Origin of the sequence: Sphingobium sp. V4 (assembly GCF_029590555.1) — a bacterium.
Lineage (GTDB): Bacteria > Pseudomonadota > Alphaproteobacteria > Sphingomonadales > Sphingomonadaceae > Sphingobium.
Genome location: NZ_CP081001.1, coordinates 2867930 through 2881771, shown reverse-complemented (window position 1 = coordinate 2881771; position 13842 = coordinate 2867930). Strand labels below are relative to the sequence as shown.

The following is a 13842-nucleotide window of genomic DNA, read 5'->3' as shown; positions in this document are numbered from 1 at the left end:
CGCTTCAAGGGCGCGATCGAGACCCCCGTTCCACGCCCCCGGAGCGGGGGTCTTACGTTGTCCGGCGCTTGCGCATCCCCGCTTGCCCTCCTAGTGCATCCGCATGGCCGATACCCTCTCCATTTGCTCCTGGAACATCAACAGCGTCCGCGCGCGGATCGACATCGTCGAACAGCTGCTCCGGGAAGAAGCGCCCGACATATTGTGCCTTCAGGAAACCAAGGTGGTGAACGAGATATTCCCCACCGACATGTTCAGGCGGCTGGGCTATGTCCACCAGGTGCTGAACGGGCAGCGTATGCATCATGGCGTCGCGATCATGAGCAAGGTGCCGATCCATGAGGACGACCGGTTCGACTGGCAGGCCAACGGCGAGGCGCGCCATGTCGGGGTGCGGCTCGAAAATGGGGTGCGGATCGAGAATGTCTATGTCCCCGCAGGCGGCGACGTTCCCGACCGGGACGTGAATCCGAAATTCGGCCAGAAGCTCGATTTCCTGGAGCGGATGATCCAGTGGTCCTCCGCGCTCGACGACAAGCCGACCATCCTGACCGGCGACTTCAACATCGCGCCGCTGGAATGCGACGTGTGGAGCCACAAGCAGCTGCTCGACGTGGTCAGCCATACGCCGATCGAATGCGAGATTCTCGGTCGGCTCCAGGCGTCGAACGACTGGGTCGACATCGGCCGCCATTTCCATCCCGCGCCGGCGCGGCTCTACACCTGGTGGAGCTATCGGGCGAAGGACTGGGCGACGTCGGATCGCGGCCGCCGCCTTGACCATATGTGGATGACGAAGGATGTCGCGGAGAAGGCGACCAGCCACCGCGTCGTGGAACCGGCGCGCAGCTGGGTGAAACCGTCCGACCATATCCCCATCATCACCGAGTTCGCCTTCTGATGAGCGGGCGGGACGCTGCCCGCGCCATCGACGCGCTGCGCCGGGGCTGGGCAGTGCGCCTGACCGCGCCCGACGGCGCGATCCGGCTGATGGCGATCGAAGGCGCCGATGCGGTGACGCTGGCGGGCTTCGATCCCGACAGCGAAGCCGACATCTTGGTCTCCGCCGCGCGCGCCGAGACGCTGAAGCTGGCCAATCAGCTTGCCGCCGCCGACCCGGACCTTCCGGTGCTGATCGAACGGACACCGTGGATCGACGCCGACGTTGCGACCGCGATCGCCGATCCGGTGCTCGACCTTGCCTCGCCGCTCAAGGGGCCGTTCCGCGCCCGTCCGCTGACCGCGCCGCAGGCCGCCAAGGCGGCGCTGCGGCTGGCGCGGCTGGCCGGTATCCTGCCGGCCTATTTCCTGCTGGAAGGCGATGGGCCGGCGGAGGCGCAGGTCAGTGCCGACGACATCGCGGCCTATGACGATGCTGTCCATCTTGCTGTCGCGACCCGCGCGCGATTGCCGGTGTCGGCCAGCGAATCGGCTGAGATCGTCGCGTTCCGCAGCCCGGACGAGCCGCGCGAGCATGTCGCGCTGATCGTCGGCAAGCGCGACTCCGCTCCCCCGGTGATCCGGCTGCACAGCGAGTGCCTGACCGGCGACGTGCTGGGCAGCCTGAAATGCGATTGCGGGCCGCAATTGCATGAGGCGCTGCACCAGATCGCCGATGCGCCCTGGGGCATATTGCTCTATCTGCGTCAGGAAGGACGCGGCATCGGCCTGGTCAACAAGCTGCGCGCCTATGCCATGCAGGACCAGGGATTCGACACGGTCGACGCCAATGTCCGTCTGGGCTTCGCCATCGATGCGCGCGATTTTTCGGTGGCGGCGCGGATGCTGGACCTGCTGGGGGTGGGCGAGGTGCGGTTGCTAACCAATAATCCGAACAAGGTGGCGGGGCTGGAAGCGGCCGGAATCAAGGTAGCCGAACGTCTCCCGATCATCCTCCCGTCCAACCCGCATAATGAGCGCTATCTTGCCACCAAGCGGGACCGCACCGGGCATCAGCTATGAGCCGACCGGCGGCGAATATCATCCGCGTCGAATGCGGTGCGGGCCGCCTGACCTTTGCTGATCTGACGATGTCCTGCACCATCGGGCGCGGGGGAGCCTGCCGGGCGGCGGACAAGCGCGAGGGCGATGGCTGCACCCCGATCGGGACATGGCCGATCCGCGGCGTGCTGCTGCGTCCGGGCAAGGCCGAGGGGAGGGGGATCGTGCTCCCCTGGCGCTGGGTCCGGGCGACGGACGGCTGGTCGGATGATGTCGCCGACCCCTCCTATAACCGCCCCGTCCGCCTGCCCCGTCCCTTCTCGGCCGAAAGCCTGATCCGCAGCGACGATGCCTATGACGTCATCATCGTCCTGGGCCATAATGACGCCCCGCCCGTGCCGGGACAGGGCAGCGCCATCTTCTTCCACCTGTCCGAAGGGCGCCCGACCGCAGGTTGCGTGGCGGTGGAGCGGACCGACATGCTGCGCCTGCTGCCGCTGCTCGCGCCGGGCGATCTGATGGAGATCATGCCCTGACGGGGCGGCTCACGCCATTTCCAGCGCTTCACCCACTTCGCCGCCGGCCGCTTCGAGCAGGCGCCGCTCCAGCGTCTGCAACCGGCCCTTGCTCTCGATCTTCCCGCCCAGCAGGTCGGTGACGTAGAAGGTGTCGACCGCGCGTTCGCCATAGGTGGCGACATGGGCGCTATGGACCGTGACCTTCGACTGGAACAGGGCGTTGGCCAGGCTGAACAGCAGCGCCGGCCGGTCGCGGGCATTCACCTCGACCACGGTGAAGCGATTGGACGCCTTGTTGTCGATCAGCACATTCGGCTCGATGCGGAAGGCTTCGGCGCGGGTGCGGGGCAGGGGACGCGCCGCGAGCTTGGTGATGAGGCGATGCCGGTTCGACAGCGAATCCTCGATCGCGTTGCGGATGCGGGCCAGCTGTTCGGGACTGTGGAAGGCGCCGCCCAGCGGGTCCTGCACCAGGAAGTTGTCGATCGCCACGCCGTCGCGCGTCGTATGGATGCGCGCGTCGATGATGTTGCCGCCTGCCAGATGAATGGCCCCCGCGATCCGGTAGAACAGGCCCGGATGGTCCGCCGCATAGACGGTGACGAGGGTCGCGCCGCGCTGCGGGTAATAATGGGCCGCGATCGACAGCGGGGATTCGCCCGACGCCAGGATATGCTGGGCGTTATGGACCAGAATATCCTCCGGCTCGGCGATCCAGTAGGATTCGGGCAGGCGCTTGCTGAACGCCGCGAACGCGGCATCGTCCATGCCCAGCGCCTGACGCAGCCCTTCCTGCTTGGCGGTGACCCGTTCGCCGCGGCCCTTCTGCTTATGGCCCAGGCGCAGCACTTCCTCGGCCGCGTCATAGAGATCGCCCAGCAATTGGCGTTTCCAGCTGTTCCAGACGCCCGGACCCACGGCGCGAATATCGACCACGGTCAGGCAGAGCAGCAGGCGCAATCGTTCCGGGCTTTGCACCACGTCGACGAAGTCGAGGATCGTCTTGTAGTCGGCCAGGTCGCGCTTGAATGCGGTCGCCGACATCAGCAGGTGATAGCGGACCAGCCAGGCTACGGTCTCCGTCTCTGCCGGGGTCATGCCCAGGCGCGGGCAGAGATGTTCGGCCACTTCCGCCCCCAATATGCTGTGGTCGCCGCCCCGCCCCTTGGCAATGTCGTGCAGCAGTACCGCGACATAGAGGACGCGGCGGGACAATATCTTGCCCATCAGGTCGGTGGCCAGCGGATGGTCGTCCGGCAGGTCGCCCTTCTCGATCCGCGCCAGCAGCCCCACCGCGCGAATGGTATGCTCATCGACGGTATAGTGATGGTACATGTCGAACTGCATCTGCGCGACGACGCGGCGGAAGTCGGGGACGAAACGGCCGAACACGGTCGATTCGTTCATCCAGCGCAGCACCGTTTCGGGATCGCGCGGTGAGGTCAGCACCTCCATGAAGGCGGCGTTGGCGCGGGGATCCTTGCGGATCTTGGCGGTGATCAGCCCGGCATCGCGGCTGGCCGCGCGCATGGCGCTGGGATGAATCTGCAAGCCATGCTTGTCCGCCACGGCGAAGATGTCCAGCAGCCGCACCGGATCGGCCTGAAAGAAATCGTCGCTCGGCAGCGCCAGCCGTCCCCGTTCCAGCACGAATCCGTCCAGCTTCTTGGGGCGGCGGAAGATGGACGGGATATAGCGCCGTCCCTTCGGCCCCATCTGGTCGTCCAGATGCGCCAGGAACACGGCGGTGAGGTCCCCGACCGTCTTCGCGTTGAGGAAATAATAGCGCATGAAGCGCTCTACGCCCGACCGGCCGGCGCGCGCGGTGAAGCGCATCCGCGTCGCCGTTTCCAGCTGGAGGTCGAAGGTCAGCCGGTCCTCGGCCCGGCCGGTGATGGTGTGGAGATGGCATCGCACCGCCCACAGGAAATCCTCGGCCTTCTGGAACTGGCGCAATTCGGTCTGCGTCAGCAGACCGACATCGACCAGTTCGGCGACCGATCGCACCCGGTTCACATATTTGCCGATCCAGAACAATGTGTGCAGGTCGCGCAGGCCGCCCTTGCCTTCCTTCACATTGGGTTCGACGACATAGCGGCTGTCGCCCATGCGCTTGTGGCGCTCGTCGCGTTCTTCCAGCTTCTCGGTCACGAAGGCGCGGGCATTGCCCTGCATCACCTCGGCATCGAAGCGCGTGGAAGTTTCCTCGTAAAGGGCGCGGTCGCCCCAGATATAGCGCGCCTCCAGCAGCGCGGTGCGGACGGTCAGGTCGCTTTTCGCCATCCGCATCGTCTCGTCGACCGAGCGGCTGCTATGACCCACCTTCAGCCCCAGATCCCAGAGCGAATAGAGCATGGATTCAATCACCTGCTCGGTCCAGCCGGTGGGCTTCCACGGGGTGATGAAGCCGATGTCGACATCGCTGTGCGGCGCCATTTCGCCCCGGCCATAGCCGCCCACTGCGATCAGCACGATCCGCTCGCCGGTGCTGCGGTTTCCGGCAGGATAGAGATGATGCGTCGTCGCATCGTAGAGCAGGCGAAGAATCTGGTCGATCAGGAACGCGAAGGCGGTCACGGATTCGCGCCCGCGCGTGGGCTTGGCCTCCAGTCGCTTGGCGACTTCGTGCCGGCCATGGTCGAGCGCGGCCTTCAATTCCCTGACGATCAGGCCGCGCAGCCGGACAGGATCGCCCCGGTGCTCCTGCGCCAGGGCGTTGATCGTATCGGAAATTGCACGCCTGTCGATGATTGCGCGGCGCGCTCCCAGGGCGGGGAACTGCATGACCATCTTTGCTATCTAGTCCCGTGCCGCATCGGCGGCCAGTTGTTTCAGTCGATATATGTGATCGAGCGCTTCACGCGGGGACAGGGCGTCGGCGTCGATCGCCTCGATCGCGGCGCGCAGCGGATTGGTCTTGTCCTCTTCCTCCTGCGCGGCGACCGCTGCAAATAGCGGCAGATCGTCCAGCCCGGCGGCGATCCCGCCGGTCCTCGCCTTGCCCGCTTCCAGCCGCCCCAGCACATCCTTGGCCCGTTTCAGGACCGCAGGCGGCAGTCCCGCCAGTCGCGCCACGGCCAGGCCATAGCTGCGATCGGCCGGCCCCTGCGCCAGTTCATGCAGCAGGATGAGGTCGCCCTTCCATTCGCGGGCGCGGACATGGTGCAGCGAGAGGGAGGATAGGGTCTCGGCGAGGCGGGTCAGTTCATGATAATGGGTCGCGAACAGGCAGCGGCAGCGATTGACCTCATGCACAGCCTCCACCACCGCCCAGGCCAGTGCCAGCCCGTCATAGGTGGAAGTGCCGCGCCCGACTTCGTCGAGGATGACGAAGCTGCGCTCGGTCGCCTGCGCGAGAATGGCGGCGGTCTCGACCATCTCCACCATGAAGGTGGAGCGGCCCCTGGCCAGATTGTCGGACGCGCCGACGCGGCTGAACAGGCGGTCGACCAAGGTTAGCGTCGCTGATTGGGCGGGCACATAGCCGCCCGCCTGCGCCAGGATGACGATCAGCGCATTCTGGCGCAGGAAGGTGGACTTGCCGCCCATGTTCGGGCCGGTGACGAGCCAGAGCCGGTCGGTGTCGGACAGGCGGCAGTCATTGGCGACGAAGGGCTGGCCCTCGCGGCGCAGCGCATCCTCCACCACCGGATGCCGCCCGCCGACAATGTCCAGGCACTGGCCCGCGCCGTCGGCGGGCAAGAAATGCGGCCGCTGCCAGCCGCCCTCGGCCGCGCGTTCAGCCAGCGCGGCGGCGACGTCGAGCCGGGCGAGGGCATCGGCGGCGCGGGCGATATCGGCCTTGCGATCGAGCACTGCGCCGATCAGCTCCTCCAGATGGGCGGCTTCGGCGACCAGCGCATGGGCGCCGGCCTGCGCGACGCGGCCTGCTTCCTCATGCAGGTCGATCGAGTTGAAGCGCACCACCCCGGCCAGCGTCTGGCGATGGGTGAAGCCGCTGTCGGGGGCCATCAGAGCATCGGCAGCGCGCGCCGGCACCTCGACATGATAGCCCAGCACGCCATTGTGGCGGATCTTGAGCGAGGCAATGCCCGTCTGCTCGCGATATTTCGCTTCCAGCGCGGCAATGGCGCGCCGGCCGTCACCCGCCATGCGGCGCAATTCGTCGAGCGCCGGATCATAGCCGTCGGCGATATAGCCGCCATTGCCTGTTTCGGTCGGAGGCGCGGGCACGAGCGCGCGCGACAGCGCGTCCACCAACTCGCCATGGCCGTCGAGGGCGGGCAAGAGTTGCAACAGCAATTGCGGCATGTCCGGCAAGCGCCCCAATCGCTCGCGCAGCAGCCGCGCTTCGCCAAGGCCGTCGCGCAGCTGGCCCAGATCGCGCGGACTGCCACGGCCGACGGCGACGCGACCCAGCGCACGGCCGATGTCGGGCAGGGCGCGCAACGCCACGCGGAGCTGGTCGCGCAGGATGGAATCGTCATGGAACAGCCGGACGAGGCCCAGCCGCGCCTCGATCATGGAAAGGTCCATCAGCGGCGCCGACAGATCCTGCCCCAGCAGGCGGGCGCCCGCACCCGTGACGGTGCGGTCGATCGCGCCCAGCAGACTGCCCGCGCGCGATCCGGCCATGGTCGCGACGATCTCCAGGCTCTCTCGCGTCGCCGCATCGATCGCCACATGGCCGCCGCTGGTCTTGCGCAATGGCGGGGCGAGGAAGGGCAGCGTGCCTTTGCCCGCATGGTCGAGATAGGCGATGAGACCGCCCATCGCGGCCAGCTCTGCGCGGCCGAACTGGCCGAACCCGTCCAGCGTCGCGACCCCGAACAGGCGCTTCAGAGCGTCCTCTGCGCGGCTGCTGGAGAAAGCGGCACGATCGAACGGATGCGCTTCCGCCAGGTCGATCGCCGATCCGTCGGCGACCACCGTCTCGCTCGGCCGCAGCCGGGCCAGTTCGGCCGGCAGGTCGGCCAGGGGGCAGGTCATCGTTTCGAACCGGCCGGTGGAAATGTCGGCGGCGGCAATGCCGATTTCGCCCGCCGCTTCGCCCCCCACCTGCGCCAGCGCCACCAGCATATTGTCACGCCGGCTGTCGAGCAGCGTCTCCTCGGTCAGCGTGCCGGCGGTGACGTAGCGGACGATCGCCCGCGCCACGAGCGTCTTGCCGCCCCGTGCCTTCGCCTGCGCGGGCGTTTCGGTCTGTTCGGCGATGGCGACGCGATGCCCGCCCTTGATGAGGCGCGCCAGATAGCCCTCGGCGCTATGCACCGGGACGCCGCACATCGGGATCGGCGCGCCGCCATGCTCGCCCCGGCTGGTGAGCGCGATGTCGAGCGTCGCGGCGGCCATTTTTGCGTCGTCGAAGAACAGCTCGAAGAAATCGCCCATGCGGTAGAAGAGCAGGCAGTCCTGCGCTTCGGCCTTCAGCGCCAGATATTGCGCCATCATTGGTGTGGGCTGCGTGCTGCTATCGGTCGGACTGGCCATGGGGCAAGCGGATAGCCTGAACCCCGCGCCGAAACCAGCGCTTCGGAAAGAGGTAGGAAAATTGCGCTTCTCGCACTTGCCCACAGGATAATCTTGCCGCTAGGGCCGGCTTATTGTTCCAAAATATGGGTGGTCCCGATGTCCGATCGATCGAATGTGGAATTTTCCGAGCGCGAGGCGCTGTTCTTCCACTCGACGGGCAGGCCCGGCAAGATCGAGATCATCGCTTCGAAGCCGATGGCGACGCAGCGCGACCTGAGCCTGGCCTACTCTCCGGGCGTCGCGGTGCCGGTGCGGGCGATCGCGGAGGATCCGGCGACCGCCTATGATTATACCGCCAAGGGCAATCTGGTCGCGGTCATCTCAAACGGAACGGCCATCCTGGGCCTGGGCAATCTCGGCGCGCTGGCGTCCAAGCCGGTGATGGAGGGCAAGGCGGTGCTGTTCAAGCGCTTCGCCGATGTCGACAGCATCGACATCGAACTCAAGACCGAGGATGTCGATCGCTTCATCGATGCGGTCGAACTGATGGAGCCGAGCTTTGGCGGTATCAACCTTGAGGACATCAAGGCACCCGAATGCTTCATCATCGAACAGACGCTGAAGGAGCGGATGAACATCCCGGTCTTCCATGACGACCAGCATGGCACCGCGATCATCGCCGCGGCGGGCGTCATCAATGCGGCCATGCTGACCGGCCGTGATATGAAGGACATGAAGGTCGTCGTGAACGGCGCCGGTGCGGCCTCCATTTCCTGCACCGAACTGATCAAGGCGCTGGGCGTGCCGCACGATAATGTCATCATGTGCGACAGCAAGGGCGTCATCTACCAGGGTCGCACCGAGGGCATGAATCAGTGGAAGTCGGCCCATGCGGTCCGGACGGACGCCCGCACGCTCGCCGAAGCGGTCAAGGGCGCAGACGTGTTCCTGGGCCTGTCTGTGGCGGGGGCGATGTCGCAGGACATGGTGAAGTCCATGGCCGACAAGCCGATCATCTTCGCGATGGCCAATCCCGACCCGGAAATCCTGCCGCCCGACGCCAAGGCGGTACGGCCGGACGCGATCGTCGCCACCGGCCGGTCGGATTTCCCGAACCAGGTCAACAATGTGCTGGGCTTCCCCTTCATCTTCCGCGGTGCGCTCGACGTGCGCGCGACCGGCATCAACGAGCCGATGAAACTGGCCGCCGCCAAGGCGATCGCGGACCTGGCGCGCGAGCAGGTGCCGGAGGAAGTGGCCAAGGCCTATGGCCGTTCGCACAGCTTCGGCCCGGACTACATCATCCCCGCGCCGTTCGACCCGCGCCTGATGGAACTGGTGCCCGCCGCCGTCGCCCAGGCGGCGATGGAGACGGGTGTGGCCCAGAAGCCGATCGAGGATATGGCGGCCTATCGCCAATCCCTCAAGGCGCGTCTCAACCCCACTACGACCGTCCTCACCACCGCCTATGAAGTCGCCCGCGCCAATCCCAAGCGCGTGGTTTTCGCCGAGGCCGAGGAAGAGGTGGTGCTCCGCGCCGCCATCCAGTTCCGCGAGCATGGCTATGGCATCCCGGTGCTGGTCGGCCGCGCCCATGTTCTGGACAAGCTCAAGGAACTGGGCGTCCAGGATCCGGAAAGCTTCGAACTGCACAACAGCGTCAATTCGCCCCTGGTGCCCGAGATGGTCGACCTGCTCTACAAGCGCCTTCAGCGCCGTGGCCATCTGCGCCGCGACTGCGAGCGGATGGTCAACCGTGATCGCAACATCTTTGGCACCCTTTTGGTCAAGATGGGGGTTGCCGACGCCATGATCTCCGGCGTGACCCGTCCCTATGCGCAGACGCTGCGCGAGGTGAAGCGGGTGATGGACCCGGCGGCGGGCCGCACCCCCTTCGGCATCCATGTCATGGTGGCAAAGGACAAGACGGTGTTCCTGGCGGACACGACGGTGCATGAACGCCCTTCCGCCAGCGAACTGGCGGACATTGCCGAGGGCACGGTCGCAGTCGCCCGCCGCATGGGGCATGATCCGCGGGTCGCCTTCCTCTCCTATTCCAATTTCGGCAATCCGCCGGGCAGCTTCCTCGACAATGTGCGCGACGCGGCGAAGGTACTGGACGAACGGGGCGTCGACTTCGAATATGAAGGCGAAATGACCCCCGATGCGGCACTCAATCCCGCCGTCATGAAGAATTATCCGTTCAGCCGCCTGTCCGGGCCGGCCAATGTGCTGGTCATGCCGGGGCTGCAATCGGCCAATATCTCGGCCAAGCTGCTGCGTGAACTGGGCGGTACGTCGATGATCGGACCGATATTGGTGGGCATGGAGAAATCGGTGCAGATCGCCACCATGTCCTCCAATGCGTCCGAACTGCTGACGCTGGCGGTGCTGGCGGCGGGGGGGGTCGCGCTCTGATTTCCCGCGGATCGGCCGACGCCCGGATAGGGTTTGTCGATCCGCCATGCTTTTTCGCTTGCAACGCGCCTGTGCTGCAGGAGCGGGAAGGGCGATGATCCGCCGAGGAGCAAGCAGGGCATGAGCGTGGCAACCAGTTTCGATAGTGCGACGTTCCGGCGCGTGCTGGGGCATTATCCGACCGGAGTCTGTGTCGTGACCGCCGTCGAGGCGGACGGCGGGCCCGTCGGCATGGTCGTCGGTTCCTTCACGTCCGTATCACTCGACCCGCCGCTGGTCGCCTTCTTTCCGGCCAAGACATCCAGTAGCTGGCCGCGCATCCAGAAGGTCGGCAAATTCTGCGTCAACGTCCTGGCCAGCGATCAGCAGCCCCTCTGCCGCCAGATCGCCGGGCCGGGGCAGGACAAGTTCGCCGGAGTCGCCCATCGCGTGTCGGCCCACGGATCGCCGATCCTGGATGACGTCGTCGCCTGGATCGACTGTACGCTCGATGCGGTGCACGAAGCGGGCGATCATTATATTGCCCTGGGTCGCGTGGTGGCGCTGGAAGTGGAGCGACCGGATCGGCCGCTGCTGTTCTTTCAGGGCAATTACGGGGAATTTTCGCTGCTGGGTTGAAGGAAAGCGGCTCGTTGCGGCGTCTCGATGCGAAGGAGGGCGACTTGCTTTCCGCATTGTGGCTCGCTCGACATATGGAGGACATATTACGGCTCCTTAACGCCCATTGCCTATGTCGGACCAACCGCACCTCACCGGATCGCTGAATGACCGCGCTGCTCATCACTGTCGACACGGAGCTCTCCTCGTCCCTGCATCAGCGGGGCGTCGGCCTTGAGGAGAATGTGCGCCGGTCCATCTGGGCAGAGGCTCAGGGCCAGGCGGTCGGCATCGGCTGGCAGATGGACATGCTCGATCGTCACGGCCTCAAGGGCGTCTTCTTCCTCGATCCCATGCCGGCGCTGGTATTCGGGACCGATTTCCTCAAGCCCATCGTCGACCGCATCGTCGGGCGGGGGCATGAGGTGCAGTTGCATATTCATACCGAATGGCTCGCATGGGCGCGCGAATCTCCGGTCGGCGGCACGCAGGGACGCAACATCGGCGATTTCCCGCTGGACGACCAGATCAGGCTCCTGGGCCTGGCCAAGCAGTTGCTGGAGCAGGCCGGAGCGCCGGCGATCACGGCCTTCCGCGCAGGCAATTTCGGCGCCAATGACGACACGCTCCGGGCGCTCGCGGCTATCGGTATCCGCTGGGACAGCAGCGTCAATCCTGCCTATCTCGGCCGGGAATGTCGCGTCATGGCCGATCCGGCGCAGATTGGGGCGGCGCATATGCACGGCGTGATCGAGCTGCCGGTATCGGGCATCGCCGATCTGCCGGGTGGTTTCCGTCCTGCCCAGATCTGCGCGATGTCGGCGGCGGAAATGCGGGCTGGCCTGTGTCACGCGGCAGCCGAGGGACATGGTGCCTTCGTCGTCGTGACCCATAGTTTCGAGATGCTTTCGCGTGATCGGCGGCGGCCTAATGGTGCGGTAAAGGCCCGGTTCGAGGCGCTCTGCCGGACGGCCGCGCGCACTCCGCGACTGCATGGCGCGGGCTTTCACGATCTGTCCCCCGCCATTGCCGAGGCTGACCATCGTCCGCTGACGCGCGTCGCGCCGAGCCGACTGCGGACGGGCGCGCGGCTGGCGCAGCAGGCCTGGGCGACATGGCGCTACGAACATCGGCTGGTTCCTGCGTGACAGCCCGGCCCGTCGCCCTGGTCATCGGGCTGGAAAATGCGATCAGCCTGACGATCGTTCGGGAACTTGGCGGACATGGCGTGCCCGTCCATGGGGTGGCGCGCGATCCCATGGCGGTGGCGGCGGTATCGCGCCACTGCGCGGGCGTCGTGCGGCGGCCGGAGGGACCGGCGGCCGACTGGCTGCCCGACCTAATCGCACGGACCGGCGCGGCGGCCGTCTTCGCCATTTCGGAAAATGACCTGCTCGATCTTGGCGACTTGCCGGCGCGCATCGGCAATTGCCATATCCTCGTACCCCGGCCTGACCGGCTGGAACAGGTGCTCGACAAGCGCCGCACGCTGGCGGTCGCCGGGCAGGCGGGCCTGCGCGTGCCGCAGACATGGCAGCCGCAGGCGGGCGAGGATTTCACCGCGCGCGCCGCCGACATGCATTATCCGTTGGTGGCGAAATGGGCCAATCCGCCGGAAATCATGCCGGTGCTGGCGGACGCCGGTCTGGAGTGGCTCAAGACCGAATATGTCCGCACGCCCGATCAGCTGGTCGCGCTTCTGCGTCGCCATGAGTCGATCCGGCGGTGGCCGCTGATCCAGCAATATTGCCGAGGTGTCGGCCTGGGCCAGATGCTCTACATGCAGGATGGCCGCGCGACCTTGCGGTTCCAGCATCGCCGCCTGCATGAATGGCCGCCCGAAGGCGGCGTTTCGACCTTGTGCCGGGCGGAACCGGCGGAGGCGCATGGTGCGCAGATGGACTTGTCCGAAACGCTGCTGCGCGCGCTGGGCTGGGACGGACCGGCGATGGTGGAATATCGTTATGATGCCGCCACGGGGGATTATTGGCTGATGGAGGTCAATGGCCGATACTGGGGCAGCCTGCCGCTTGCCTGGCACTGTGGCGCGCATTTCGCCTGGGAAGCCTATCGGCGCACCGTACTGGGGCAGACGGACCCGGCGCCCCGGCCGCGCGACGACCTGCGCGCGCGCTACATGGTGCCGGAAACCAAGCGGTTGGCGCGGGTGCTGCTGGCCCCCGGCAAGATCGGCGATCCCTTTTTCCGCAGGCGTCCGATCGCCGACCTGATCGGCTATATGCTCGCCTTTTTCGACCTGCGCGCGCGCTACTATGTCTTCACCCCCGGCGATGTCCGGCCGTGGCTGCGCGACATGGGGCAGATGGTCAGGAAAGCCTTGCGCCGGGGAAGCTGATCGCCAGCCGTTCGACCGCCACGCCGATCCGGCGCAGGCATTGCGCCATATAGCGATCGTCCAGCCCATAGGGATCGTGCAGATGCGGCAGCATGGGCCACGTCCAGCGCCCCAGCAGCTGGCGGGGCAGATCCCGCAGGCGCGGATCGGCGGCCAGGCGATGCAATTGCCGCACTTCCATCGCCAGCAGCAGGTCGCCCGGCTCCGGCACATAGTCGGACAGGTCGATGGCGCGATGGTCCGAAAGATCATGACCCAGATCCTGGGCCGCGGCGATAGCGGGGGGATGGGCGGCCCGCCCGGTCGTGGTCGACAGGCCGAAAGATGCGGCCCGCAGCCCCGCGCGCCGCGCCGCGACATCGGCGAAGGCGCTGCGACAGATATTCCCCTGGCAGACGAACACCAGCCGCGTCACCCGGCGCGGATCGGGCCGGCGACTGGCGGACAGGCCCAGCAGCAGTTGCGGATAGGACAGGGCGAGGCGCGCCAGCCCCCGCAGCGTGCCGAAATGCCGGCGGATCATGGGGTGGAAGCGAAGCGAGTGAACATCAGGCGCTGATACCGCGTGAAGGTTGCCGA

The 13842-nt window shown here is 66.5% G+C and carries 10 protein-coding genes; 7 read left to right on the top strand and 3 right to left on the bottom strand.

Annotation, left to right across the window (positions count from 1 at the left end):
• Positions 1–103: 103 nt before the first annotated feature.
• Genes xth through K3M67_RS14315 form a run of 3 tightly spaced genes read left to right on the top strand, consistent with a single transcriptional unit; the run spans position 104 to position 2477 of the window.
• Positions 104–901: an exodeoxyribonuclease III gene (xth, locus tag K3M67_RS14325; RefSeq protein WP_066865756.1), complete on the top strand. Its 798-nt coding sequence runs from the start codon at positions 104–106 to the stop codon at positions 899–901.
• Entirely contained in the window at positions 901–1962 is a 1062-nt protein-coding gene (ribA, locus tag K3M67_RS14320; RefSeq protein ID WP_066865753.1) for a GTP cyclohydrolase II, read from the top strand. The genes xth and ribA overlap by 1 nt, the downstream gene beginning before the upstream one ends.
• Positions 1959–2477: a L,D-transpeptidase family protein gene (locus K3M67_RS14315; RefSeq protein WP_285831813.1), complete on the top strand. Its 519-nt coding sequence runs from the start codon at positions 1959–1961 to the stop codon at positions 2475–2477. The genes ribA and K3M67_RS14315 overlap by 4 nt, the downstream gene beginning before the upstream one ends.
• Positions 2478–2486: 9 nt before the next feature.
• Here K3M67_RS14315 and K3M67_RS14310 read toward each other — a convergent pair whose 3' ends face one another.
• Both K3M67_RS14310 and mutS read right to left on the bottom strand, forming a co-directional pair.
• Positions 2487–5249: a [protein-PII] uridylyltransferase gene (locus tag K3M67_RS14310; RefSeq protein ID WP_066865747.1), complete on the bottom strand. Its 2763-nt coding sequence runs from the start codon at positions 5247–5249 to the stop codon at positions 2487–2489.
• Between the two features lie 9 nt (positions 5250–5258).
• Positions 5259–7910, bottom strand: coding sequence for a DNA mismatch repair protein MutS (gene mutS, locus K3M67_RS14305; RefSeq protein ID WP_285831812.1), 2652 nt, complete (start codon positions 7908–7910; stop codon positions 5259–5261).
• 138 nt (positions 7911–8048) lie between these two features.
• Here mutS and K3M67_RS14300 point away from each other — a divergent pair, with 138 nt between their 5' ends.
• The 4 genes from K3M67_RS14300 to K3M67_RS14285 all read left to right on the top strand — a co-directional run bounded on the left by K3M67_RS14300 (position 8049) and on the right by K3M67_RS14285 (position 13263).
• Entirely contained in the window at positions 8049–10310 is a 2262-nt protein-coding gene (locus K3M67_RS14300) for an NADP-dependent malic enzyme (protein ID WP_066865740.1), read from the top strand.
• 120 nt (positions 10311–10430) lie between these two features.
• Positions 10431–10928, top strand: coding sequence for a flavin reductase family protein (locus K3M67_RS14295; protein ID WP_066865737.1), 498 nt, complete (start codon positions 10431–10433; stop codon positions 10926–10928).
• A 146-nt stretch (positions 10929–11074) separates the two neighbouring features.
• Positions 11075–12055 carry a polysaccharide deacetylase family protein gene (locus K3M67_RS14290; RefSeq protein ID WP_066865734.1) on the top strand — a complete coding sequence of 327 codons (981 nt, stop codon included), beginning with the start codon at positions 11075–11077 and terminating at the stop codon, positions 12053–12055.
• Positions 12022–13263 carry a carboxylate--amine ligase gene (locus tag K3M67_RS14285; protein ID WP_443018186.1) on the top strand — a complete coding sequence of 414 codons (1242 nt, stop codon included), beginning with the start codon at positions 12022–12024 and terminating at the stop codon, positions 13261–13263. The genes K3M67_RS14290 and K3M67_RS14285 overlap by 34 nt, the downstream gene beginning before the upstream one ends.
• On the opposite strand, the gene K3M67_RS14280 is transcribed toward K3M67_RS14285, so the two are convergent.
• Positions 13235–13786 (bottom strand): arsenate reductase/protein-tyrosine-phosphatase family protein, encoded by a 552-nt coding sequence (locus tag K3M67_RS14280; RefSeq protein ID WP_285831811.1) that lies wholly within the window; start codon positions 13784–13786, stop codon positions 13235–13237. The genes K3M67_RS14285 and K3M67_RS14280 overlap by 29 nt on opposite strands.
• Positions 13787–13842 lie beyond the last annotated feature (56 nt).

Excerpts from the sequence above, each read along its gene's own strand:
- xth (WP_066865756.1), top strand. The coding sequence starts at position 104 with ATGGCCGATACCCTCTCCATTTGCTCCTGGAACATCAACAGCGTCCGC.
- ribA (WP_066865753.1), top strand. The coding sequence starts at position 901 with ATGAGCGGGCGGGACGCTGCCCGCGCCATCGACGCGCTGCGCCGGGGC.
- K3M67_RS14315 (WP_285831813.1), top strand. The coding sequence starts at position 1,959 with ATGAGCCGACCGGCGGCGAATATCATCCGCGTCGAATGCGGTGCGGGC.
- K3M67_RS14310 (WP_066865747.1), bottom strand. The coding sequence starts at position 5,249 with ATGGTCATGCAGTTCCCCGCCCTGGGAGCGCGCCGCGCAATCATCGAC.
- mutS (WP_285831812.1), bottom strand. The coding sequence starts at position 7,910 with ATGGCCAGTCCGACCGATAGCAGCACGCAGCCCACACCAATGATGGCG.
- K3M67_RS14300 (WP_066865740.1), top strand. The coding sequence starts at position 8,049 with ATGTCCGATCGATCGAATGTGGAATTTTCCGAGCGCGAGGCGCTGTTC.
- K3M67_RS14295 (WP_066865737.1), top strand. The coding sequence starts at position 10,431 with ATGAGCGTGGCAACCAGTTTCGATAGTGCGACGTTCCGGCGCGTGCTG.
- K3M67_RS14290 (WP_066865734.1), top strand. The coding sequence starts at position 11,075 with ATGACCGCGCTGCTCATCACTGTCGACACGGAGCTCTCCTCGTCCCTG.
- K3M67_RS14285 (WP_443018186.1), top strand. The coding sequence starts at position 12,022 with ATGGCGCTACGAACATCGGCTGGTTCCTGCGTGACAGCCCGGCCCGTC.
- K3M67_RS14280 (WP_285831811.1), bottom strand. The coding sequence starts at position 13,786 with ATGATCCGCCGGCATTTCGGCACGCTGCGGGGGCTGGCGCGCCTCGCC.